The 23,746-nt window shown below is 56.3% G+C and carries 19 protein-coding genes; 11 read left to right on the forward strand and 8 right to left on the reverse strand.

Annotated elements, in window-relative coordinates:
• The first annotated feature begins 119 nt into the window (after positions 1-119).
• From IT971_RS04710 to IT971_RS04720, 3 genes are all read left to right on the forward strand, one after another.
• Positions 120-2,546, forward strand: coding sequence for a TonB-dependent siderophore receptor (locus IT971_RS04710; protein WP_063093545.1), 2,427 nt, complete (start codon positions 120-122; stop codon positions 2,544-2,546).
• Between the two features lie 224 nt (positions 2,547-2,770).
• A complete protein-coding gene (gene yghX, locus IT971_RS04715) occupies positions 2,771-3,658 on the forward strand; it encodes a YghX family hydrolase (protein WP_063093544.1) in 888 nt (295 codons plus the stop codon).
• A 150-nt stretch (positions 3,659-3,808) separates the two neighbouring features.
• The gene (locus IT971_RS04720; protein WP_063093543.1) at positions 3,809-4,444 is read left to right on the forward strand and encodes a bifunctional 2-polyprenyl-6-hydroxyphenol methylase/3-demethylubiquinol 3-O-methyltransferase UbiG; all 636 of its coding nucleotides are present in this window, start codon (positions 3,809-3,811) and stop codon (positions 4,442-4,444) included.
• A gap of 49 nt (positions 4,445-4,493) precedes the next feature.
• Here the strand turns inward: IT971_RS04720 and IT971_RS04725 are convergent, their stop codons facing one another.
• The 6 genes from IT971_RS04725 to IT971_RS04750 form a co-directional block, all read right to left on the reverse strand.
• A complete protein-coding gene (locus tag IT971_RS04725; protein WP_063093542.1) occupies positions 4,494-5,417 on the reverse strand; it encodes an ABC transporter permease in 924 nt (307 codons plus the stop codon).
• Between the two features lie 6 nt (positions 5,418-5,423).
• Positions 5,424-6,203, reverse strand: coding sequence for an ABC transporter ATP-binding protein (locus IT971_RS04730; protein ID WP_063093541.1), 780 nt, complete (start codon positions 6,201-6,203; stop codon positions 5,424-5,426).
• Positions 6,204-6,283: 80 nt separating this feature from the next.
• Positions 6,284-7,270 (reverse strand): ABC transporter substrate-binding protein, encoded by a 987-nt coding sequence (locus IT971_RS04735; protein ID WP_063093540.1) that lies wholly within the window; start codon positions 7,268-7,270, stop codon positions 6,284-6,286.
• Between the two features lie 156 nt (positions 7,271-7,426).
• The gene (locus IT971_RS04740) at positions 7,427-7,795 is read right to left on the reverse strand and encodes a VOC family protein (protein ID WP_063093539.1); all 369 of its coding nucleotides are present in this window, start codon (positions 7,793-7,795) and stop codon (positions 7,427-7,429) included.
• Between the two features lie 17 nt (positions 7,796-7,812).
• Positions 7,813-8,973 carry a hypothetical protein gene (locus tag IT971_RS04745; RefSeq protein WP_063093538.1) on the reverse strand — a complete coding sequence of 387 codons (1,161 nt, stop codon included), beginning with the start codon at positions 8,971-8,973 and terminating at the stop codon, positions 7,813-7,815.
• Between the two features lie 173 nt (positions 8,974-9,146).
• On the reverse strand, positions 9,147-9,818 hold the full coding sequence (locus IT971_RS04750) for a TetR/AcrR family transcriptional regulator (RefSeq protein WP_063093537.1): 672 nt from the start codon (positions 9,816-9,818) through the stop codon (positions 9,147-9,149).
• Positions 9,819-9,983: 165 nt separating this feature from the next.
• Here IT971_RS04750 and IT971_RS04755 point away from each other — a divergent pair, with 165 nt between their 5' ends.
• The gene (locus IT971_RS04755; protein WP_007090711.1) at positions 9,984-11,174 is read left to right on the forward strand and encodes an efflux RND transporter periplasmic adaptor subunit; all 1,191 of its coding nucleotides are present in this window, start codon (positions 9,984-9,986) and stop codon (positions 11,172-11,174) included.
• A 24-nt stretch (positions 11,175-11,198) separates the two neighbouring features.
• Entirely contained in the window at positions 11,199-14,345 is a 3,147-nt protein-coding gene (locus IT971_RS04760) for an efflux RND transporter permease subunit (RefSeq protein WP_063093536.1), read from the forward strand.
• Positions 14,346-14,619: 274 nt separating this feature from the next.
• Here the strand turns inward: IT971_RS04760 and argE are convergent, their stop codons facing one another.
• Both argE and IT971_RS04770 read right to left on the reverse strand, forming a co-directional pair.
• Entirely contained in the window at positions 14,620-15,807 is a 1,188-nt protein-coding gene (gene argE / locus IT971_RS04765) for an acetylornithine deacetylase (RefSeq protein WP_063093534.1), read from the reverse strand.
• Positions 15,804-16,571 carry an NAD kinase gene (locus IT971_RS04770; protein WP_037992041.1) on the reverse strand — a complete coding sequence of 256 codons (768 nt, stop codon included), beginning with the start codon at positions 16,569-16,571 and terminating at the stop codon, positions 15,804-15,806. Before IT971_RS04770 ends, argE begins: the two co-directional genes overlap by 4 nt.
• A gap of 314 nt (positions 16,572-16,885) precedes the next feature.
• Between IT971_RS04770 and IT971_RS04775 the strand changes: the two genes are divergently transcribed.
• The 6 genes from IT971_RS04775 (at position 16,886) to IT971_RS04800 (ending at position 23,615) form a co-directional block, all read left to right on the forward strand.
• Positions 16,886-17,611: a TetR/AcrR family transcriptional regulator gene (locus tag IT971_RS04775; RefSeq protein WP_110252816.1), complete on the forward strand. Its 726-nt coding sequence runs from the start codon at positions 16,886-16,888 to the stop codon at positions 17,609-17,611.
• 146 nt (positions 17,612-17,757) lie between these two features.
• Positions 17,758-18,681, forward strand: coding sequence for a sulfurtransferase (locus IT971_RS04780; protein WP_063093533.1), 924 nt, complete (start codon positions 17,758-17,760; stop codon positions 18,679-18,681).
• A 106-nt stretch (positions 18,682-18,787) separates the two neighbouring features.
• Entirely contained in the window at positions 18,788-19,996 is a 1,209-nt protein-coding gene (locus tag IT971_RS04785; RefSeq protein WP_063093532.1) for a YeeE/YedE family protein, read from the forward strand.
• A gap of 192 nt (positions 19,997-20,188) precedes the next feature.
• On the forward strand, positions 20,189-21,817 hold the full coding sequence (gene dcm, locus IT971_RS04790; RefSeq protein WP_269451294.1) for a DNA (cytosine-5-)-methyltransferase: 1,629 nt from the start codon (positions 20,189-20,191) through the stop codon (positions 21,815-21,817).
• Between the two features lie 3 nt (positions 21,818-21,820).
• Positions 21,821-22,282, forward strand: coding sequence for a very short patch repair endonuclease (locus IT971_RS04795; protein ID WP_063093530.1), 462 nt, complete (start codon positions 21,821-21,823; stop codon positions 22,280-22,282).
• A complete protein-coding gene (locus IT971_RS04800; RefSeq protein WP_063093529.1) occupies positions 22,275-23,615 on the forward strand; it encodes an MvaI/BcnI family restriction endonuclease in 1,341 nt (446 codons plus the stop codon). Before IT971_RS04795 ends, IT971_RS04800 begins: the two co-directional genes overlap by 8 nt.
• Positions 23,616-23,746 lie beyond the last annotated feature (131 nt).

Genomic DNA, 23,746 nt, shown 5'->3' on the forward strand with positions numbered 1-23,746 from the left:
TTTCCCGAAGTTTTTTTGAAAAAAATCCCCTGAGGCGCGTTTTGTGTTTTAAGCGCAAGTGAGAAGCGTTTTTATTCTCATTTGCGATCGTGGATGTGACGCAGAACGGAGATGACGGAATGACCACAGGGGGTAAGGCGGGCATGCGGAGCCGCAGCAGACAGACGGTTTTCGCAGGCGCGCTTTTGGTGACAAGCGCATTGGTGCCGGTATTGATTGCGGCACCGGCGATGGCACAGCAACAGGTGGCGCAAAGCGGGGCGGGGGTCCTTGGCGCGTCACATGCGTTTGATATCCCGGCGCAGTCGATGACCAGTGCGCTGGCCCTGTTCGGGCAGCAGTCGGGGCTTCAGATTACGGTGGATGGGGCGCTTGTGCGCGGGATTGATGCGCCTGCGGTCAGCGGCAGCATGACATCGCAGCAGGCGCTGGACCGGCTGTTTGCCGGAAGTGGCCTGAGTTACAATATTTCCGATGACGGCACGGTGGTGGTCGAACAGATCGTAACCGGTGCCGCCGCCGAAGGCGAAGTTCTTGATCCGATCCGGGTTGAGGGCAATGCAGAGGGGGCCTATGGCCCGATGGGTCCGACACGCGACAGCGTTGTTGCCAGCCGGTCGCGCACCGCATCGAAAACCGATACGCCGATTTTGGATGATTCCGCCGCCGTTTCTGTCGTGACGCAGAAGGAACTGGAAACGCGCAATGTGCAGGATGTGCAGCAGGCGGTGGCCTATAGTGCAGGCGTGCAGGCGGGCGAATACGGATCGGATGTGCGGTATGACTATATCCGTATCCGGGGATTTTATTCGTCGCTTTCGACCTATCGCGATGGATTGTCGTCGCGGACCTATAACTTCACAACCGCCCGCCAGGAACCCTATGGCCTTCAGCAGGTTGATGTCCTGAAAGGATCGACATCGAGCCTGTTTGGCATGAACGGGCCGGGGGGCCTGGTGAATTTGATTACCAAGCGCCCGCAGGATGAAGCGGGGGGAGAGGTTTTCACGACCTTTGGCGAAGATCACGTAAGGGGTGGCGGCGATGTGACCGGGCCGGTTGCGGAAGGCAGCAACTGGACCTATCGCCTGACCGGGCTTTGGCAGGATGCGGAACGCGAACAGGATTATTCGCAGGATGACCGCATTTATGTGGCACCGGCCTTTACCTATAAGCCGAAGGCGGGAACGGAATTGACGATCCTGACCAGTTACAGCAACCGCGAAAGCAATCTGGGTTATGGCTTCCCGACCGGGATCGAAACCAGCCGCAATGCGTTTTTCGGTGAACCGGATTTCAACACTTTCGATACCGAAGAAACCAATATCGGTTACGAGTTCTCGCACCAGATTACCGACAAGCTGCAATTCCGCCAGAATGCGCGATATACCCATGTCGATCTGGATTACGAGACGGTTTATCTGAACGACACCACGCCGCTTGGCAATCGTTGGGCTTTTGCGATTTACGGCGAGCTTGACCGTTTCGCCGTCGACAACCAGGTGCAATACGATACCGCACTGAATGAAACGTTCGATAGCAAGACGCTGGTGGGTTTTGACTTCAACCGGGATCAGAACCGGGAAAAACGTTTTGACGGGACGGCATCGCCGATTGATCCCTATAACCCGGCTTATTGCGGGCTTTCATGCATCAACTTTACCAGCAGTTCGGACACGGAAATCACGCAGGCGGCCTATGGTCTTTATGCGCAGGAACAGCTTACGATTGCCGATGACTGGATCGCCACCGTGGGGGGGCGTTTCGATTATGTCCAAAGCGATACGGACACGATCAGCAGCGGTACGCTTGACGAACGTGATGACCACAAATTCACATCGCGCGTTGGCCTGACCTATAAGGCGACGGATGAGGTTTCGGTTTACGGGAACTATTCGGAATCCTTCCAGCCGGTTTATGGCAGTGCGGCATCCCGCCCGGACGGGACCGCGCCACAGGAAGGCACGCAATACGAGGTTGGTGTCAAATATCAGCCGATTGCGATTGATGCGATGTTTACTGCGGCCCTGTTTGATCTGACGCAGGAAAACGTTTCGCAGTGGAATTCCACGACGTCGACCTATCAGCAGATTGGCGAGATCAATTCGCGGGGGCTTGAGCTTGAAGGCAAGATGTCGCTTGACGCGCGGACCAACCTGACGCTGGCCTATACCTATCTTGATGCCGAAATCAAAGACGATGTGGTGACGGCCAATGTCGGTAACCGTCCGTCAAACGTTCCTGAACATACCGCGTCGGCGTGGCTTGATTATACCATTCCAGAACATGGCGCGTTTGGCGACCTGACGATTGGTGGGGGCCTGCGTTTTGTCGGGTCACGCTATAACAATGATGCCAATGCCGATCTGCTGGGATCGCATACGGTGGTGGATGCCATGGTGAATTATATGGTGACGGACAATGTCAGCCTTGCGGTCAATGCGACCAACCTGCTTGATCGGGAATATGTATCGTCCAACACGTTTGGCAGCCGTTTCTATGGCGATGGCCGCACGGTTCTGGCGACGTTGAAATATAGCTGGTAGGCCAAGGTGCTTTGAAGCATCCGCCGGTTTGCAAAAGACGGTCGTCCCATCGGGGCGGCCGTTTTTGGTTTGCGCATTTTCGCGCCGGGAGGAAGGAGGAGGTGAACTGGTTCACCGATAGCGGATTTGTGATTTGCCTGCCGATGCGGATTGCCGAAAACTTTTCGCATTCCTGCCACCGCATTCATGATTTCCGCCCCGGTTAATACCGAAGGGAGCCTGTAATGAACCGTTTGACGGCTAAAGATTTCTCGCCACAATTGCTTGAGCTTTATGATTTTTATGCGCACGGGATCATTTCGCGGCGCGAATTCCTTGACCGGGCCGCGAAATATACCGTCGGCGGGGTCACCGCGATGTCGGTTCTGGCGTCGCTTAGCCCGGATTATGCGCTGGCGACACAGGTCGAGTTTACCGATCCCGATATTGTCGCGGAATATATCATGTATCCGTCGCCCAACGGCCATGGCGAGGAGCGCGGCTATTTCGTCAAACCGGCCAACGCGACCGGCAAGCTGCCCGGTGTGGTGGTGGTGCACGAAAATCGCGGGCTTAATCCCTATATCGAGGATGTCGCGCGCCGGGTGGCCAAGGCGGGCTTTATTGCCCTTGCCCCGGATGGGCTGACATCGGTTGGCGGATATCCCGGCAATGATGACAAGGGCCGGGAATTGCAGCGACAGGTCGACCCGACCAAATTGATGAATGATTTCTTTGCCGCCATCGAATTCCTGACCGCGCATGAGGCGACCACCGGCAAGATCGGCATTACCGGTTTTTGTTATGGCGGGGGTGTTTCGAATGCGGCGGCGGTGGCTTATCCGGAACTGGGGGCGGCGGTGCCGTTCTATGGCCGCCAGGCGGACGTGGCCGATGTGCCGCGCATTCAGGCACCGTTGCTGTTGCATTTTGGCGAGCTTGACACGCGGATCAATGAAGGATGGCCCGCATATGAGGCGGCATTGAAGGAACACAACAAGGTTTATGAGGCCTATATCTATCCCGGCGCCAATCACGGGTTCCATAATGATTCAACACCTCGCTATGACGAGGAACAGGCGAAGCTTGCATGGGATCGCACGATTGCGTGGTTTAATAAACATCTGAGCTAGGCTGCGGTGCAGCCCGCACATTCGCAGCAGCCCGGCGGCCAATATTCCGCCGGGCTGTTTTGTTTTCGATGTGTGCTTGACGGGGGCTGCTTTTAAGATACATCATAAGTTACATGATTCGATATGGCTTGTGATGAAGGAGCATTTCCGATGCAAAACGCGACCGAAAGGGCGGAAAACCCGGTTGAATTCTGGGAAGATCATTACCGAACAAAAAAGACCGATTATTCCGGTAATCCGGGGGAGTTGCTGGTGCGGTATGTCGCCGATCTGACGCCGGGGCGGGTGTTGGATATCGGCTGTTCGCACGGGGACGATGCGCTTTGGCTGGCCGGGCGGGGCTGGGATGTGACGGGGGCGGATATTTCGCAAACCGCGATAGAGCGGGCGCAGAAACGCTTGGTGGGGAGTGATTTTTCTGGCCGGGTTCTGTTTGTCGCCTGCGATCTGGAACGCGAGATGCCGGATGGGGAATATGACCTTGTCACCGCATCCTATTTTCAGTCACCGGTCGCCCTTGCACGGGCCGACATCCTTCGGCGTGCGATGGCAAAGCTGGTGCCGGGCGGATATTTCCTGTGTATCGCGCACGCATCGGCCCCGCCGTGGCGCAAGGGAAATGGCGAACATCAGTTCCCGACCCTTCAGGAAGAGCTCGACGGGCTTGATCTTGGACCCGATGAGTGGATTTTGCACAAGGCCGGGTACGCGGTGCGCAACGTTACCGGGCCGGAGGGGGAGAAAGCGGAAGTGAAGGATATCGTGTTGTTTTTGCAGCGCGGTTGATTTCTGACGACATGGAAAGGGCGGGGCCAATTGACCCCGCCCTTGTCTTTCATTCGCGGAACTTTTCGCGGGCGGGTGTGCCGCCGCGCCCGCGTTTGAGGCTGGGCAGGGCCAGCATGGCCAGCACGAAAAGCCCGGTTGCCAGTTTCAGGTCGGGCGGAGGCATCCCGGCGGCCAGGCAAAGCGACACCAGTTGATAATAGATGATCGCGCCGACAAACGGGGCGAGGAGCTGGCGAAAGACGCTTTGTTTGCCAACGATGGCCTCGCCGATCATGAGGGCGGCCAAGCCGTTGATCAGGATGCCAAGGCCCATATTCACATCGGCAAAGCCCTGTGACTGGACCATAAGCGCGCCGCTGGTGGCCGAAAAGGCACTGGCAAGGCCAACACCGCCGATGGTCGAAACCCAGACGGAAATGCCCTGGGCCTCGGCCATGGCCGGGTTGGCCCCGACGGCGCGCATTGCCGTGCCCTTTTCGGTTTTGAAAAACCAGTTAAGCGCCACAAACACCGCCGCCCCGATGATCCCGGCAATGATGATCTTGGCCGCCGGGAAACCGGGGGTGACAAAGGGCGCCCAGTCAAACACCGAACCGGTGCCAAAGATCGACAGGTTCGATTTGCCCATGATGCGCAGATTGATGCTGTAAAGCATCGTCATCATCAGGATACCGGCCAGAAGCGTGTGAATGCGAAACCGCAGATGGATGAGTGCCGTACAGCACCCGGCAGCAAAACCGCACAGAAGGGCCGCGATGATGGCGAGTGCCGGATTGACCCCGGCGGCAATCAGAACCCCGGCAACACAGCCGCCCAGCGGATAGGCGCCTTCGCTGGTGAGGTCGGGGAAATGCAGGGTGCGGAACGGGATCATGATGCCCATGACGACGAAAGCCAGGATCAGGCTTTGTGCCAGCGTGACCGGCACGAGCGCCACATAGCTTGTGAAGGTGGAAGAAAGGAATTCCATGATCGATCAGGCCCCCAGCAACATGGCGTCAGATTTAACCGAGAAATGATCGATCAGCTTTGCCACCGTGACATCGGCCTTTTCTTCGCCGCCGATTTCCAGTTTGACCTTTCCGGCATCCAGCATGATGACGCGATGGCCGTAATCAACCGCGTGCTGCATGTTATGGGTGACCATCAGGGTGGTGAGTTTAAGGGCGTCAACCGCGCGCACGGTTGCCCCCATGACAAGATCAGCGGTGCGCGGATCAAGGGCCGCGGTATGTTCATCAAGCAACAGCAGATCGGGCGATCCGCCGACCGCCATGATGAGCGAAAGCGATTGACGTTGCCCGCCGGAGAGCAGTTCAACGCGGGTATCAAGCCGGTTTTCAAGACCAAGGCCCAGGATCGACAGGCGTTCCTTGTAATCCGAAAGGCGTTTGGCATTCAGGCCACGGGCGAAGGTGCGGCTTTTGCTGCGCAGTTCGGCCAGAAGCATGTTTTCGGCCACCGTCATGCTGGCGGCAGTGCCGAGCATCGGGTCCTGAAACACGCGCGCAATGCGCATGGCGCGTTTATGCACGGGCATATTGGTGACATCATCGCCATTGATCAGGATCTGACCGCGATCAAGGGGCATTGCGCCGGAAATGGCGTTTAGCATCGTGCTTTTGCCCGCCCCGTTGGAGCCGATGACAACACCGAATTCGCCGGTCTGGAGAGTAAGCGACAGGTCGTCCAGCGCGATCTTTTCGTCGGGCTGGCCTTTATAAAAGGTTTTTCGTGCAGACCGGATTTCAAGCATCCGTATCCTCCGTAAAGCAAAATTGGCGCCCCCCGGTGATGCCGGAATGCGGGGCGCCAACAAAAAGACGAGGCCGGAATTTATTCGACGATGCAGCCGCAATCGTTGAATTCGGCCGGGATTTCGATGCCAAAGGCGGCGGAGGCCTTTTTCGAAATCATCGGGGCGTGGTTTTCATAGGATGGTGCGGATGGCGGAATGGTCGCCGGGTCCTTGCCATTGAGGATTTCAGCCGCAATCTTACCGGCATTCAGGCCGACCTGTTCGTAATCGACCGAGAAGCTGGCGGGTACGGTGCCATTGGCAACCGCCGAGCTATCGGAATTGACAATCGGAATGCCGATCTGACGCGCAGCGGCGGATACCGCAGCAATTGCCGGCTGGATCAGGTTTGAGGCCGGGGTATAGATGACATCAGCCTTGCCCGCGACGGCGGTGATGCGCTGCTGAATGTCATTGACGTTATCGATGCCGACCGGAACAACGGTAAAGCCCGCGGCGGGGGCGAGTTCCTGAACCTTTTCAAGCAGGGCAACGTCATTGGCTTCGCCCGGGTTATAGGGCAGGGCAAGGCGTTTGGCATCGGGCAGGAATTTGTGGGTGAATTCAAGAACGGCTGCGATGTCCTGAAGGTCGGACGCGCCGGTCATGCCGTCGTCGCCCTTATCCCATGACGGGACCAGTTTGGCGGCCACCGGATCGGTCACGGCGGAAAACACGATTGGAATGCCCGAACCCGCCAGTGCCTTTTTGGCGATCTGGGAGACCGGGGTGGTGATGGTATAGATCAGTTTGGGATTTTCGGCCTGCAATTTCGCGATCATCTGGGGCACCAGAGACGCATCAAAATTGGTGTGGCTTTCGGAATAGACAACATCCGTGCCCTCGGCAAAGCCGTTGGCGGCCATGGCTTCCTTGAAGCCCGCGATGGACGCGTTAAGCTGCGGATGTTCACCGAAATTGGCGATGCCGACCTTGATCGGTTCGGCGGATGCGCTGTTCATGGCGGCAATCATTGTACCCGCGATCAGAAGGCCTGAAAGCGCACCGGATTTGAAAAGTTTCATTGAATGAGGCTCCCTGATTTATTGGGTCGGCATGTGGCAGGCCGACCGTGTCACCGGATCATGCGAAGTTCCGCATTATCCGTCAACAGGATGTCGCAAGGGGCGCAAAGCATTGCCGGGAATGAGGGAGCATACGGACAGGGTATCTGAGCCCGGTCAGGAACGGATTGCAAAGGCCCGGCTGGAAATCGAAACCGGATTTCCGGACGGGTCTTTCATATTGGCGAATTGATAGCCATCCGCCTGATGGATCGGGCCGACATCAACGCCACGGGCCACCAGTTGCTTGCGGAAGGCTTCAACATGCTTGACGTCAAAGACCAGTTTGATCAGCGACTGGCCTTCTTTCTGGCCCTTGCCCGCGGGATGGAGCATCAGGATCAGCCCATCAAGGGCGGGTCTGAGTTCGACGATGCGGTCACCTTCGAGGCGGATGGCCTGATAGACGAAAAGATCGCAGTAGAAATGGACCATTTCGTCGATCTTTTTCGTGTAGATCACGATCCGGTTGCAGGTCGTCGGCATCAGGTTTTCCGTTGTTATCAGCTGCCACTTGCGGCGCTGAATACCGTTACGCCATTCACGACAATCCGGCCATCGCGCAATAGTTCGACATCGTAATTCGTCATGCCCTGTTTGCCGGGTTCACCGGCGGCAAGGCCATCGACAGCAAAGGGCACCAGCGCGCCCAGCAGGGTCGGGCTTTGCGGGGTCCCGATCAGGTCCTGAAGGCGTTCGCGTCCGATCAGGTCAAGGTCAAGCTGGCCTGCAAAGCCGTAGCGCGCGGCCTGCTGGGCGATGAATTCACCCTTGCCCAGTGCTTCGAGGCCGCGGCCTTCGACATAGATTTCATCAATCTTGACCGGGGCACCGTTATCGGCGGCCTTTTGCCAAAGCTCGTTGGCGATCTGGCGGCGGGCGGCGCGCGGCGCAAGACCGGTCAGCATATCATTGAAGCCCTTTTCAATGACTGGTTTGGCTTCGAGCCAGGGCAGGCCGGTGCTGCTGCTTTTGATGCGCACGGTGCGCGGTTGCAGCAGGCTTGGCAGCCAAAGGCCATCATGGGCGTAGTCAAGATGGGTTTCGCCATTTTCGCCGGGATAGAGCAGGAAGCTTGTCGATTTGACCGCGCCGCGTTTTTCCCGGTTCGGGCCGGTCCATTCGGCGGCCTGCCACGAAATCCGGGCTTCGTCAGGCAGCCATCGAATGACAAGTCCGTTCATCAGCCAGTGTTTGCGCGTGATCGGTTCATCGCCAATCAGGAAATCGGCCGCACCCGTGAAATTGACCGCGGTGCCGTTTATGTAGTTCCAGCGCAGGCTGCCGAGCGCCTTGCGCATGGTCAGTTCGCGCTGGTCACTGGTGGCATCGGCCAGCATCTTGCCGCGTTCGGGCAGGGCAATGTCGATATCGACCTGATTGGCGATATCGGTATCGCTTAGCGTTACCCGGACATCTTCAAGGGCCAGTTCACGCGCGGTGCTGTAGCCACTGAGATCAAGGCGCACACCGTCATAGGTAAAGGTGACCGCACCGTTGCTGTTTTCCGCGGATGTTTCGGTTGCGGAAATGCCGTTTTGCATCAGGATTCCATCCATGATTTCGCGCGCCTTTTGCGTTTCAAGCGCAAAGGCATTTGCACCGGCGGCGCAAATGGAAATCAGAGAAACACCAATGCCGATGACAATACGGCGTACAGGCATGATCGAGACCCCTATGGGTAATGGTTTGAACGGTTCCATTGTTTAGCGCAAATTTGGTGAAGATGGGGCAGGGATTGTGGTGAGGACAGGCGAAGCACAGCAGAAGGACACAAGTATGACATGGATCACATCTTGTCCTGGCTGTCATCTGGAAAGCATGGGGGCGTTGCCGGTCAGTCGGTGGCGCAGCCGATTTTGTCGCGCTTGCTTTCGACGGTGACCCCGCACAGGAAGACCTCGACGGCGCGTTTGACCCTTTTTGTGATCTCTTCTTCGCTGAGTTTCGGAGGAGAGATCATTTTCATCACCTGATTCTGCCAGTCGCCGACAATCATCGCATCGAAAATTTCGGCATAATGATCGGGATCGTCGATGACAAGATTACCAAGGTCGTTCTGGCGTTTCAGGTAGTTTGCAAGGTGTTTGCGCGTGCTTTCGGGGCCGACTTCAAGGAACTTCTCAACCATTGGTATGAAATGCTGTCCCTCGGAGAACAGAATCTGCGTGAAGCGAACGGCTTCCTCGGTTAGTATCTTGGTCGATAGTTTAAAGGCGAAGTCGGTCAAAGCGTCACGAGGGGGGAGATTGGATTCCAGCGAAATATGCAATTCCGCGGAAAACGCCATGCACCGTTCTGTCATAACGGCAGTCAGCAACCCATCCTTTCCGCCAAATGCCTCGTAGAGAGTTGTACGGGAGCCACCGGATCGAGAAATTACGTCATTTAGCGTAACGCCAGAAAAGCCTTTCTCCAGCAGAAGCTGCCATGCAGCATCCATCATCGCGCGTCGCCGTGCGAAGCCGCGACTGGATTGTTTTCCTTGGGTTTCTGACGTTTCGCTCATGGTTTTTCGATCTTTTCTGTCGACGTTGTTTTTGGCTCTTGATCGTGCAGTGCACAATGTGTACTGTACCGTACAGTATTTAATAATTCAATGGCAAAGCTGCCTGATATTCCCCGGCACGGCAGCGCTGCTTACAGGACTGTGAGAAGGAAAATCATTTTGTCGATGCGATCTTGTTTGAAACTTGCAGGCGTTGCTGTGCTTGCATTGATGGTTGCGGCCTGTGACGAGCAGAAAGAAGCGCAACAGTCGGATGCCAGCGCACAGCAGCAACCGCAGGCAACGCCGGTTGGTACCGTGACACTTGAAGCGCAGACCGTTGGTCTGATCGAGGAAATGCCGGGTCGTACCGTTGCCTTCCGCAAGGCTGCGGTGCGCCCGCAGGTCGATGGTATCATCAAGGAACGCAACTTTACCGAAGGCGCGTTTGTTGAAGCCGGTCAGCAGCTTTATATGATTGATCAGGCCGTTTACATGGCGGAACTTGACGCGGCACAGGCGGAGCTTGCCAAGCAGCGCGCGACCCTTGATCAGACGACCAAAACCCGCAAGCGATACGAAAGTCTTGTGAAAACCCAGGCGGTTTCCGAGCAGACCTTTGACGATGCGATTTCGGCAGAAGCCCAGGCAAAAGCCGCGGTTGCCGCCGCGCGTGCGCAGGTCGATCAGGCGCGGATCAATGTGGAATACACCACCGTAACCGCCCCGATTTCCGGCCAGATCAGTTCGTCTGATGTGACCGAAGGTGCGCTTGTGACCGCCAACCAGACCGAAGCACTGACCACGATCACCCAGCTTGACCCGATCTATGTCGATGTGACGCAGGCCGGTGGCCGGTTAATGAAGATCAAGCAGGCGATCCAGAACGGCCGCATTCAGGGTGTTGAAAACGGCAAGATCGAAGTTGCCCTGATCATTGATGCGACCGGTGTTGAATATCCCCATACCGGGACGTTGCAGTTTTCCGACGTATCGGTGAATGAAACCACCGGAACGATCCGTCTGCGCGCGGTTTTCCCGAACCCGGATGGTGTGTTGCTGCCGGGCATGTTCGTGCGTGGACAGGTGCGTCAGGGCAAGCTTGATGGGGCCTTCCTTGTGCCGCAGAAAGCCGTGATGCGCCGCCCGGATGGCACGGCATATGTTTACACCATCGGTGACGGCAAGGTCGTTTCCAAGGATATCCAGATCGAACAGTCGCAAGGCGAGAACTGGGTCGTGACAGACGGTGTTTCGGATGGCGAACAGCTGATCGTCGATGGCATTCAGCGTATCGCACCGGGGGCGCCGGTAACGGCGCAGCCTGTCGAGAATGCGAATGCTGGCCAGGGTGCCGCCCAAGGTTCAGCCCAGTAAGCTGACGATTAAGGACGATTTCTAATGGCAAAGTTTTTTATTGATCGCCCCGTCTTCGCCTGGGTTGTGGCCCTGGTGATCATGCTGGCGGGGGGGCTGTCCATTTTGCAGCTGCCGATCGAGCAATATCCGTCGATTGCGCCGCCATCGGTGCAGATCGAGGCGACCTATCCGGGTGCTTCGGCGGAAACCGTTGAAAACACGGTGACGCAGGTCATCGAACAGGAAATGAACGGGCTGGATTACCTGCGCTATATGTCGTCGAACAGTAGTGCGACGGGTAGTGCATCGATCACCCTGACCTTTGAACCCGAAGCCGATCCCGATATCGCGCAGGTGCAGGTTCAGAACAAGTTGCAGGCCGCCATGTCGCGCCTGCCAAGCGAAGTTCAGCAGCAGGGCATCACGGTTTCGAAATCAAGCGGTTCGTTCCTTATGGTGGCGGGCTTTGTGTCGGCCGATGGTTCGATGAATGCCGAAGACCTTTCGGACTTTGTGGTATCGACCATCGAAGACCCGATTGCACGTGTGAACGGTGTCGGTTCGGTTCAGGTGTTTGGTGCGCAGCATGCGATGCGCATCTGGCTCGATCCGAACAAGCTGATTTCCTATAACCTGACGGTTTCCGATGTCAGTTCGGCAATCGAAGCGCAGAACACGGAAGTCACGGCCGGTCAGATCGGCGGTGCGCCATCCGTGCCGGGCCAGCAGATCAACGCGACGATTACGGCGCAAAGCAAGCTTACGACCGTTGACGAATTCGCCAATATTCTGCTGCGTGTGAATACGGATGGTTCGCAGGTCCGTCTGGGCGATGTGGCGCGCATCGAGATCGGTGGCGAAAGCTACGAGGTCGTTGCGCGGTATAATGCACAGGCCGCTACCGGTATCGGTATCAACCTTGCGACCGGGGCCAATGCGCTTGACACTGCCGAGGCGGTGAAAGCCCGCCTTGAGGAGCTTAAACCTTTCTTCCCGCAGGGGATGGAAGTTGTTTATCCGTATGATACGACCCCGTTCGTCAAGGTTTCGATCGAGGAAGTGGTCCGGACCCTGTTTGAAGCCATCGCGCTTGTCTTCGTCGTGATGTTCGTGTTCCTGCAAAACTGGCGCGCGACCCTGATCCCGACGATTGCGGTGCCTGTGGTTCTGCTTGGTACGTTTGGCGTTCTGGCGGCGTTCGGATATTCGATCAACACGCTGACCATGTTTGGCATGGTGCTGGCGATTGGTCTTCTGGTCGATGACGCCATCGTTGTGGTCGAAAACGTCGAACGCGTGATGCATGAAGATGGCTTGCCGCCGCGTGAAGCAACGCGCAAATCCATGAGCCAGATTACCGGTGCACTTGTCGGTATTGCGCTGGTTCTGTCGGCGGTGTTTGTGCCGATGGCGTTCTTTGCCGGGTCGACCGGGGCGATTTATCGCCAGTTCTCGATCACCATTGTTTCGGCGATGGTGCTGTCGGTGATCGTGGCGATTGTCCTGACACCGGCCCTTTGCGCGACCATGCTTAAGCCGTCCAAGGGCGATCCGCATGCCAAAAAGGGTTTCTTTGGCTGGTTCAACCGCGGGTTTGATAAAACCAACAATTTCTATCAGGGCAGTGTCGGCCATGTTGTGAACCGCAAATGGCGTTACCTGTTCGTGTATGGCATTCTTGTCGGGGCTTTGGCCTTCCTGTTCGTGCGTCTGCCGGGCTCGTTCCTGCCGGAAGAGGATCAGGGGATCATGTTCTCGATGGTTCAGCTGCCAGCCGGTGCCTCGCAGGAGCGGACGGTCGAGGTTCTCAAGAAGCTCGAAAAGCACTTCATGGAAGACGAGAAGGAAGTGGTGAACGGTATCTTTACCGTGGCTGGTTTCTCGTTTGCCGGGAGTGGTCAGAATGCGGGTATCGCCTTTGTGAACCTGAAAGACTGGTCGGAACGGACATCGCCCGGTCAGTCGGTTGAGGCGGTGATCGGGCGGGCCTATGGTGCCTTTGCCCAGATCCGCGAAGCGATGGTCTTTGCCTTTGCACCGCCTGCGATTATCGAACTGGGCACGGCGAACGGCTTTGACATGCAGTTGGTGGACCGTGGCGGTGCGGGGCACGATGCCCTGATCGCGGCACGAAACCAGTTGCTTGGCATGGCGTCACAGGATCCGCGTCTGGTCGGGGTGCGTCCGAACGGCCTGAATGATACGCCACAGTTCGACATCAATATCGATCAGGAAAAGGCAAGCGCGCTGGGTGTCAGTATTGCGGACATCAACCGCACGCTGGCAACTGCCTGGGGCTCAAGCTATGTCAACGACTTCATCGAGAAGGGCCGTGTCAAGCGCGTCTATATGCAGGCGGATGCGAAATACCGCATGATGCCCGAAGATATGGATCATTGGTATGTCCGCAACAGCCACGACGAGATGGTGCCGATTTCGGCCTTCTCGACCACGCAGTGGACTTATGGCTCGCCGCGACTGGAGCGCTTTAACGGTCTTTCGTCTGTCAATATTCAGGGGCAGGCGGCACCGGGCGTTGCATCGGGTGATGCGATGACGGCAATGCAGGAAATCGTTGCCAAGCTTCCGGGCGGCATCGGCCTTGAATGGCAGGGGCTTTCCTATGAGGAACGCGAAGCAGGCGAACAGGGCCCGGCCCTTTATGCCCTGTCGATGATCGTGGTCTTCCTGTGCCTTGCCGCACTGTATGAAAGCTGGGCCATTCCGGTTTCGGTGATGATGGTCGTGCCATTGGGCGTTTTGGGGGCCGTGATTGCAGCCCTGCTGCGCGGGCTTCCCGATGACGTTTATTTCCAGGTGGCGATCCTGACCACGATTGGTCTGTCGGCCAAGAACGCCATTCTGATCGTCGAGTTCGCGCGCGAACTTTATGATCAGGGGATGGGCCTGCTTGAGGCAACGGTCGAGGCCGCGCGCCAGCGTCTGCGTCCGATCATCATGACCTCGATGGCGTTCACGCTGGGCGTTCTGCCGCTTGCGATCAGTACCGGTGCCGGTGCGGGGGCGCGTATCGCGGTGGGGACCGGGGTGATGGGCGGCATGATTGCGGCTACGATCCTTGCGATCTTCTTCGTGCCGCTGTTCTTCGTGCTGATTGTTGGCACCTTTGCCAAAAGCCGTTCGAAACGCGGTGATGTGAAGGCCGCCCACGAACATCCGGCGGAATAAACCAAAAAGCAAAGCCGGTCTGAATTCACAGACCGGCTTTGTCGGCGCGCTCGCGACGGTTGCAGACTTGTCTGCGCAGTCCCCCGACCCCGCCGTTGCGCGTGCGTAAGAAGGGCTGGTGCATTGCACCGGCCCTTTTGTTTTGACCGTAACGCCGATGGGCGTCAAGTCGCTTGCGAAAGGCAAAGGTCATTCCGGGGCCAAGTGTTTGATAGTTTTTCAATAAAAAAGCCCCCAACGCGGGAGCTTTTACGTTTGTTTGGCAGGTGATTTGCTATTTCCGCACCAACACCGCCAAAAGCCTATCCAGGAACTTTTCGCATCGGGCGAGCTGGTCGAGTTCGATGAATTCGTCGGGTTTGTGGGCCTGTTCGATGCTGCCGGGGCCGCAGACGACGGTGGGGATATCGCCCATCGCCGAGAATACACCTGCTTCGGTGCCGAAGCTGACCTTGCCGGTGGTGTTCGCCCCGGTCAGTTCCATGACCAGTTTTGTGACTTCCTCGTCATCGCCGGTGGCAAGGCCCGGCATGTCGGAGACGACTTCGATTTCGACCCCGACATCGTCATAGGTTTCGCGCATTTGCGGGATCAGGGTGTTGTCGAGATAATCGAAAATCAGGCATTTGAGTTCGTTGCGATCATGATTGGGAAGATTGCGGAATTCGAAATCGACATAGCAATTCTGCGGGATGATGTTGAGCTGCGTGCCGCCATGGATCACGCCGCTGTGGAAGGTCGTGTGATTGGGCACGAATTCATCATCATGCGGGCCTTCATTGCGGAATTTTTGGCCAAGGCGGCGCAGGAACACCACGAATTCGGATGCGAATTCAACCGCATTGACACCTTCGCCCGGCAGCGACGAATGGCCCGACCGGCCGGTGAAATGTGCGCGGGCGGAATATTTGCCTTTATGCTGGGTGATGACCTGCATGTTGGTGGGTTCGCCCACGATGCACATGGCAGGCTTATGGGGCAGGGCATTGATTGCCTCGACCAGGCTTGGCACGCCAAGGCAGCCGACTTCCTCGTCATAGGTGAAGGCAAGATGGATCGGCACGCGCAGATCAGCATTTTTGAAGGTTTCTGCCTTGGCCAGCAGACAGGCCAGGAAACCCTTCATATCGCAGGCCCCGCGGCCATAAAGTTTGTCGCCGCGGATATCGGTGGTGAACGGGTCGGATGCCCAGTTCTGGCCTTCGACCGGGACCACGTCGCTGTGACCTGACAGGATCACGCCGCCATCGACCGCCGGGCCGATGGTGGCATACAGGTTGGCCTTGCTTCTGGTTTCGTCAAACACGACCGCGCACAGATAGCCCAGACCTTCAAGATAGTTTTGCGCCTGTTCGATCAGGGCAAGGTTCGGGGTCAGGCTGACACTTGGATGGCTGATCAGTTTGGCAAGCCATTCAAGGGTTGCGGCAGACGGCATGGCGGTGGTGTTGGCGGCACTCATTCGACGAATTGTTCCTTAAGAATGCGTTCTTCCAGATTGTGTTCGGGATCGAACAGCAATTTGATTTTCATGTTGCTGTCTTCGCGGATGATCACGCGTGAGACATCGCGAACCTCGGTATAATCGGCCACGGCGGAAACCGGACGTTTTTGCGGATCCTGCACATCAAAAACGACTTCGGCCCCATGCGGCAGAAGCGCGCCGCGCCAGCGACGCGGGCGAAACGGGCTGATCGGGGTCAGGGCCATAAGGCCGCTTCCCATCGGCAGGATCGGACCGTGGGCCGACAGGTTATAGGCCGTACTTCCGGCCGGTGTGCAGACCAGTGCGCCATCGCACACCAGTTCGGCCAGCCGTTCGACCCCGTCGATCTTGATGCGAAGTTTTGCCGCCTGCCGGGTTTCGCGCAGAAGCGAGACTTCGTTGATCGCAAGCGCGCACATGCTTTCGCCCTGCATGGTGTGGGCTTCCATCTGAAGCGGGTGCAGTTGCACGGTCTGGGCCTCTGCAATGCGTTCGGGCAGGTCCATTTCACGGAATTCATTCATCAGAAATCCGACCGTGCCCCGGTTCATGCCATAGATCGGCACCTTGCGCCCCATATAGCGATGCAGGGTTTCCAGCATGAAGCCATCCCCGCCAAGTGCGACAATCACATCCGCCGTTTCCGGTGAGACATGGCCGTAGCGATGCTTTAACCGGTACATCGCGTCCTGGGCAATTTTGGTGTCGGCGGCGACAAAGGCGATGGAATGAATATGCATCTGCTTTCCGATCGAATGCGATCCTGTCATCGCATGCCACCATAATCGTGTCAGGGTGGCGTTGGGCGTGGTTCCGGGCGTGGTTCTGAACGTTTCCGGTTTTATTTCTGGCCGGATATGGGGGCCGTATCACCGGCCCGCAATCCCGTAATAGAGACTGGTTTACATGTAATTGCAAGGGGCTGGATCATCGCACGCGCGGGGATACTGTGCGCAAGGTCACGTTGGGTTCGATGTGCTCTCATATTGACCTTGGGGCAAAAACAGGGGAACCTTGGACAGCCTTATCGAACATGGCACAAGATATAAAAATCATGAGCAAACCGCCCTTTAGTATTACTGCCGCACTGGCCCGGATTTCCCATCCGGATGATCCGGTCGATGAGGGCACGATTGAAAATGCCATTGCCGACCATGCGCAAAATGCGCTGGCGACGACCCGACAGCCCCGCAATCCGCAGGCAACCCGCAAGCTGATCCTTGATGCGGCGTTTTATGAAATCCGCATGGCCGGGTTTGCCGGGGCATCAATCAATCAGATTCTGGAACGGACCGGCACGACCAAGGGCGCGCTTTATCATCATTTCCCCGGCAAGGCCAAACTTGCCCATGCCGTGATCGAGGAATGCCTGCCGCAATATATTGATGATGTATGGCTGCGGCCGCTTGACGGGGCGGATGATATCCTGCCGGTGATGATGGGGCAGGTGGATTGCCTTGGTACCAAGGATGCGCCGAAACTGCTTGAAGGCGGTTGTCCGCTGGCACGGCTGGCGTCGGGGGCGGCGGAACTTGATGAAAATCTGCGCAAGCGGATTGACGGGGTTTACCGATACTGGCGGCGCGGTCTGGCGCTGCATCTGGGCCATGGACAGTTCAATAAAACCATCCGCACCGATATCGAACCGTCTTCGGTGGCAGAATTCATCATTGCCGCCCTGCATGGCTTCCTGACCCGCCCGCCTGCCTTGCGCAACAGCGAAACCCATGGTGCGTTTGCGCGCGAATATGCGCGGTATCTTAATGGGTTGCGGCCCTAGCGTTTAAAGATTGCGGTGGATGCTTAATCACTAATGTTTGTCATTATAACAAAAAATAACTGTTATTATATATTAATTGACATCAGATGTATGGTGATTATATAGATTTCACAAATTTCTAATTCACCATATCGGAGACAGACCCCATGCGTTCTCTTATTCTTTCTGCTGCTGCGGCAGTGGCGATTGTCTTTGGCGGTGCGGCAGCACAGGCCGAGCGCCTGACCGAAAAGCCGCTGGTTGATGCCGCGTGGCTTTCGGACAATCTTGATAACCCGTCTTTGGTGGTGGTCGATATCCGGTCGCTGACCAAGGAAGGCAGCCCCTATGATGCCGGGCATATTCCGGGTGCGGTTTTTGCGCCCTATGGCAAGTTCGGCTGGCGTGCCAAGGTGGGCGATGTTGTCGGCCAGTTGCCGCCGGTTGATGTGATTTCGGCCCGGATCGGCAGCCTTGGCATTGATAATGACAAACAGGTTGTTGTCGTACCGGCCGGTCAGAACAGCTCGGATTTCGGTTCGGCGACCCGTGTTTACTGGACCTTTAAGGTGTTGGGCCATGATGCGGTGACCATCCTTGATGGCGGGCAGCGTGCCTGGGAAGCAGTCGGCAAACCGGTTTCAACCGATGCGGTCGCCCCGCAGACCTTGGCATTCAATGCCAATTTCCGCCCGGAGCTTCTGGCGACGGCCGATGATGTTGCCAAGGCGCGTGAAAACGGCGTCGCGCTGGTTGATGCGCGTCCGTCGGCACAGTTCCGCGGCGAGCAGACCAGCCCGGTCGTGGCGCGTGCCGGTGCAATCCCCGGTGCGGTCAATATCGAACAGTCGGCGTTTTATGATGATCAGAAAGGCCAGTTTGTTGCATCAGATGTGATCAGCGGCCTTGTTGAAAATGCCGGTGTGTCGAAAGACGGTGATGAAATCACCTATTGCAATACCGGCCATTGGGCATCGGTTGCGTGGTTTGGCCTTTCGGAAGTGATGGGCAACAAAAACACCCGGATGTATGACGGCTCCATGACCGAATGGGCGGCTGATCCGTCGCGCGACGTGGTCGTTCCGGAATAATTCGGAAATACGGCGTAACACCCCTATAATACACGATGTTTTGACGGAACCGGGTTGCCCGGTTCCGTTCGTTTTCAGGTTTCCAGTCAGATAGAGCGTCACCACCATGTCTGAAACGACCCTTAATGTCCGTGCTTCGGGCTTTAGTTTTGACAAAGGGCCCGCAGCCGTCACGGCCATCCTGTTTGTGATTGTCGCGGTGCTGATTGCGCGGGCTGTCGATATCCATCAGGCCGTGCTTTATGGCCTTGGCGGGTTGCTGGGCATTGCCCTTTATCATGCGTCATTCGGTTTTACCGGCGGCTGGCGGCGGTTTTCGGTCGAAAAGCTCGGCCGCGCGATGCGGGCCCAGCTTTTGATGATCGGCATTGCCGCGGCGGCGTTTATTCCCTTGCTTGCCATTGGTGCACCACTTGGCACCCCGATTGTGGGGGCTGTGGCACCGGTTGGTGTTTCGGTTCTGGTCGGTGCGTTCATGTTCGGCCTTGGCATGCAGCTTGGCGGCGGATGCGGGTCGGGGACGCTGTTTACGGTTGGCGGCGGCAGTGCGCGCATGTTGCTGACGCTTATGTTCTTTATCGTGGGTGCTGTGATCGGCACCGCGCATTTGCCGATGTGGCTTGAACTGCCTTCCATGCCGCCCATGAGCCTCGGAACCGAATTTGGCATCTGGGGCGGGTTGGGCGTGACCTTTGCCGGTCTGGCTTTGGTGGCGTTGATCACGATCTGGGTTGAAAAACGCGCCCATGGTTCGATTGAAACCGCACCGGTGGCGCCGCGTGCGGGCTTTGCCCGATTGCTGCATGGTCCATGGCCATTGGTCGGGACGGGTATCCTTCTGGCCGGGCTTAATGTTGCAACGCTTCTGAGTGCGGGGCATCCGTGGTCGATCACGTTCGGGTTCGGGCTTTGGGGGGCGAAGATCGCCCAAGGTATCGGCATTCCGGTTGAAACCTGGGAATTCTGGAACTGGGCCGGTCCGGCCAAGGCGCTTTCAAATTCGGTGCTGGCGGATAATACGTCGGTGATGAATTTCGGCATCGTGATCGGGGCGGCATTGGCGGCAAGCCTTGCGGGCAAATTCGCGCCCAAAGTGAAGGTGCCGTTTGCATCCCTTCTGGCGGCGGCAGTTGGCGGGATTTTGATGGGCTATGGGGCGCGGCTGGCGTTTGGCTGCAATATCGGGGCGTTGTTTAGCGGCATTGCCTCGGGCAGCGTGCATGGCTGGCTCTGGTTTGTGATGGCCTTTGCCGGTAGCTGGATCGGTATTGCGCTGCGCCCGGTATTTGGCATGGACGGATTTAAAAAGTCATGAGCGAGAAAAATACAATCCTGTTTGGTGCGGTGTTCCTCGCGGCCAGCGGTGCGGTGGCGTTTGATCATTATCATCACACCAGCACGCCCGCCAATCCACCGGCAATATCGAACCCGGCCACCAGTCCGGCGGTCGGGTGTAATCCGTGTGCGGGTAATCCGTGCGGATCGAACCCCTGTGCGGCGAACCCTTGTGCCGCAAATCCTTGTGCGGGCTATAACCCATGTGCAGCGAATCCATGTGCCGCAGCGCCGTGCGGTGCCAACCCGTGTGCCGCATATAACCCGTGCGGCGCGGGAAACCCCTGTGCGGCGTTTAACCCGTGCGCAGCAGAAAATCCGTGTGCGGCATATAATCCTTGCGGGGCAGGGAGCCGATAAATTCTTGAACGACGACAGGGCGGAAAGATCGCTCTGTCGTTCCATGGTTTTCAGGCATCGCCTTGGCATAAGAACAAAACGTGATTCTTTGCTTGCGCAGAGCGATGGAAATACTGCATTCTTGTTTTGTTCACCCCGAAGGCAAAGCAGGCTTGACCCTATGGAAAACAGGTTCAATTTCCTCCGCGAACAGAATTGTTGGTCAATTGATGACGTGGCCGGTTGTTTCGGTGTATCAACTGATATTGTCGCCAGATGGGATAGTGGTGCTTGTGAAGCGGACCCTGAATGTCTGCTCGAGCTTGAAAACACGCTGAAATATAAAAAGAACTTTGACCGGGGCCTGCCGATGCACGATTTTACATTCATTGATTTATTCGCGGGAATCGGCGGAGTTCGAAAAGGTTTCGAGGCGGCGGGCGGTAAGTGCGTTTTTACCAGTGAATGGGATACATATGCGCAGCAGACCTACCGCGATAACTTTGATGTAGACCACGAAATTGCTGGCGACATTACTGAAGTGGAGGCCGAAGATATTCCGGCTCATGATGTATTGCTTGCCGGGTTTCCGTGTCAGCCGTTTTCCATTGCGGGTGTTTCAAAAAAGAATGCTCTTGGTCGTGCCCATGGGTTTATGGACAAGGCGCAAGGAACCCTGTTCTTCGATGTTCTCCGTATCCTGAAACATCACCGTCCTGCGGCTTTCATGCTTGAGAATGTCAAAAACCTGCGCAGTCACAATAAGGGCGACACATTCCGCACCATTATGGGCGCATTGCAACACGAGCTTGGCTATCACGTCCAGGCACGCGTGATAGACGGCAAAGGTTACGTTCCGCAGCATCGCGAACGCATTTTTATCGTCGGTTTCCGGCAGAATGTCGGGTTCGACTTCGATGCCTGCAAATTTGCCGATCCGCAGAATGGCCCGACGCTTGAGAGTATCTTGCATGCGCCTGGCGAGTTGCCGGAAGCGCAGTATACGCTGGCACCGGAAGATACGGGTGTAAATGAAGCAAGTGTTGTGAACGCGAAATACACATTATCTGACAAGCTCTGGAAATACCTTTTTGATTACGCGGCCAAGCATAAGGCAAAGGGGAACGGTTTCGGTTTCGGCCTTTGCGGACCAGAGGACAAGGCCAGAACCTTGTCGGCGAGGTATTACAAGGACGGTAGCGAAATTCTGATCCGTCAGGATGGGAAAAATCCGCGTCGTCTTACGCCGCGTGAATGCGCGCGGCTGATGGGGTTTGACTGTGGCGAAGAGAAAATGAAAATCACGGTTTCCGACACCAGGGCTTACAAGCAGTTCGGCAATTCTGTCGTTGTTCCGGTGATCAAGGAAATAGCTTGGCATATGAAGCCGTATGTCCTGAAAAGCATGGAAGCCAAGCCCGAACGGGCAAAAATCCTGAGTGAAAACGTCGCCGCGGAGTAAGTCTTGACCGATATCGTTTCGCCCCGTAAACGCAGCGAGATGATGGCGGGTATCCGCGCGAAAAATACAAAGCCGGAAATGTTTGTTCGCAAAGCCCTGCACGCGCGGGGTTTTCGTTTTCGTCTGCACAACAAAAAACTTCCGGGCAAACCGGACCTTGTGCTGCCCAAATATCGGGCGGTGATTTTTGTGCACGGCTGTTTCTGGCATGGACATGATTGCAATCTTTTCAGGCTTCCCTCAACTCGTCGAGACTGGTGGCTCAATAAAATCAACGCTAACCGTGCGCGTGACAGTCGGGTGGAATCTGAATTAGCGAAGCTCGGATGGCGATGGGCAATTGTCTGGGAGTGTGCGTTGAGGGGAAAATTTCGCCTGGAAACGGGGGATGTTACCGAGGCATTGGCTGTCTGGCTTTTCGGTAGTATGGAAAATCTGGAACTTAAGGGGAATCCGGATGATTGACTCTCTGGCCAGTTTGCTGGCTCTCATGAAATTGCGCGGGGCGAAACGCTTTTATGCCAAGAAGCTTGCGGCTAATGATAATTCCAAGAACCAGGTTTACCTGGGAGGTGATTTTTCCGCATTGAACATTCTTCCGCATCAGGGTGTCTATACTGATGCGGCTGAGATGGCGGGAAGCAAGCGGGACCGGGCAAAGGCCGGAATCAGATTGTTTTGGGTCGACGAGGATGGGTGTTATCCGGCTCCAAACGCACAACTGATTTTGTATCCTAAATATCCCGAAGTCAGAATGTCCGGCTTTTTAAAGGGATGCGCTAAAAGTCCGTCAGACATTATGAGAGTTCGGGATGAAGGCCGTATCCTGTTCTTTGGAATATCCGATGACGGTGTGATCCTTTGCCACGCGGTTGGCGGAGATCATCCTCTTGCGCATGCCCTTCGGGCAATGGGCGAACTGACCGAGGCTGGTGTGTTTCTTGAAATTCCGGCAGGCCCGGACGAAGCCGATACACGTCAGCTTCTGCTTGCCAAGTTAACTGAAATCTATGAGCGAAACTGGATTCCTTCTCAAAAGCTTGGAGCAGACGGGATTCGTCATCCCTACAGGGCTGCGAACGGTGGTGGGTACACTCTTGAGGCTGAGTTGGGAATTACTCCGAATGGTTATTCGGAGCCGGATTATCTTGGTTGGGAGATCAAACAATACGGGGTTTCTGATTTTAAAGGTTTTCGGTCGAAAAGCCCGGTGACGCTTATGACGCCAGAGCCTACAGGAGGAATATATCGGGATCATGGTGTTGCCGTTTTTATGCAAAGCTATGGGTATCCTGACAAAAGCGGCAAAATCGACAGGATAAATTTCGGCGGCATCTATTCGGTTGGCAAAGATTTCCACATTGATACGTCCCTGCGCCTTGAATTGCTGGGATATGATCGCGAGAAGGGGGTAATCACAGATATGAGTGGTGGGATAGCGCTCCTGTCGCGAACTGGTGAAGTTGCTGCTCTCTGGGGATTCGCTGGCATAATGGATCACTGGAACCGAAAACATGCCAAGGCAGCCTATGTCCCCTCTCTGTTTCGCAAGCCACCGCCTGAGTATTCTTATGGTCCCAGAGTCCTTTTGTGCGAGCGGACCGATTTTAGTCTTTTCCTTCGTGCGATTTCGGAAAGCATTGTCTATTATGACCCGGCGATCAAAGTGGAAGGAGCTTCATCCCCAAAGCCTATCACCAAACGCCGCAGTCAATTTCGTGTCGGGCACGCCCAGCTTGTTCAAATGTATCATCGACATGAATACGTGGATCTGGTCGCAAGTAACGGGTTGCTCTGAAAGATAAATCCGGGCTCATCCAAACATGGTGTTTGACAAGCAGACAAAACTCTGCGCATGTTGCCCTTGTTATCTGATCGCTCCAGAAGCGTAGAGGGGACTTTATTGGCCTCGCCTGTTGAGTGATCTAC

This window comes from Thalassospira sp. B30-1 (genome assembly GCF_015767575.1).
Lineage (GTDB): Bacteria > Pseudomonadota > Alphaproteobacteria > Rhodospirillales > Thalassospiraceae > Thalassospira > Thalassospira xiamenensis.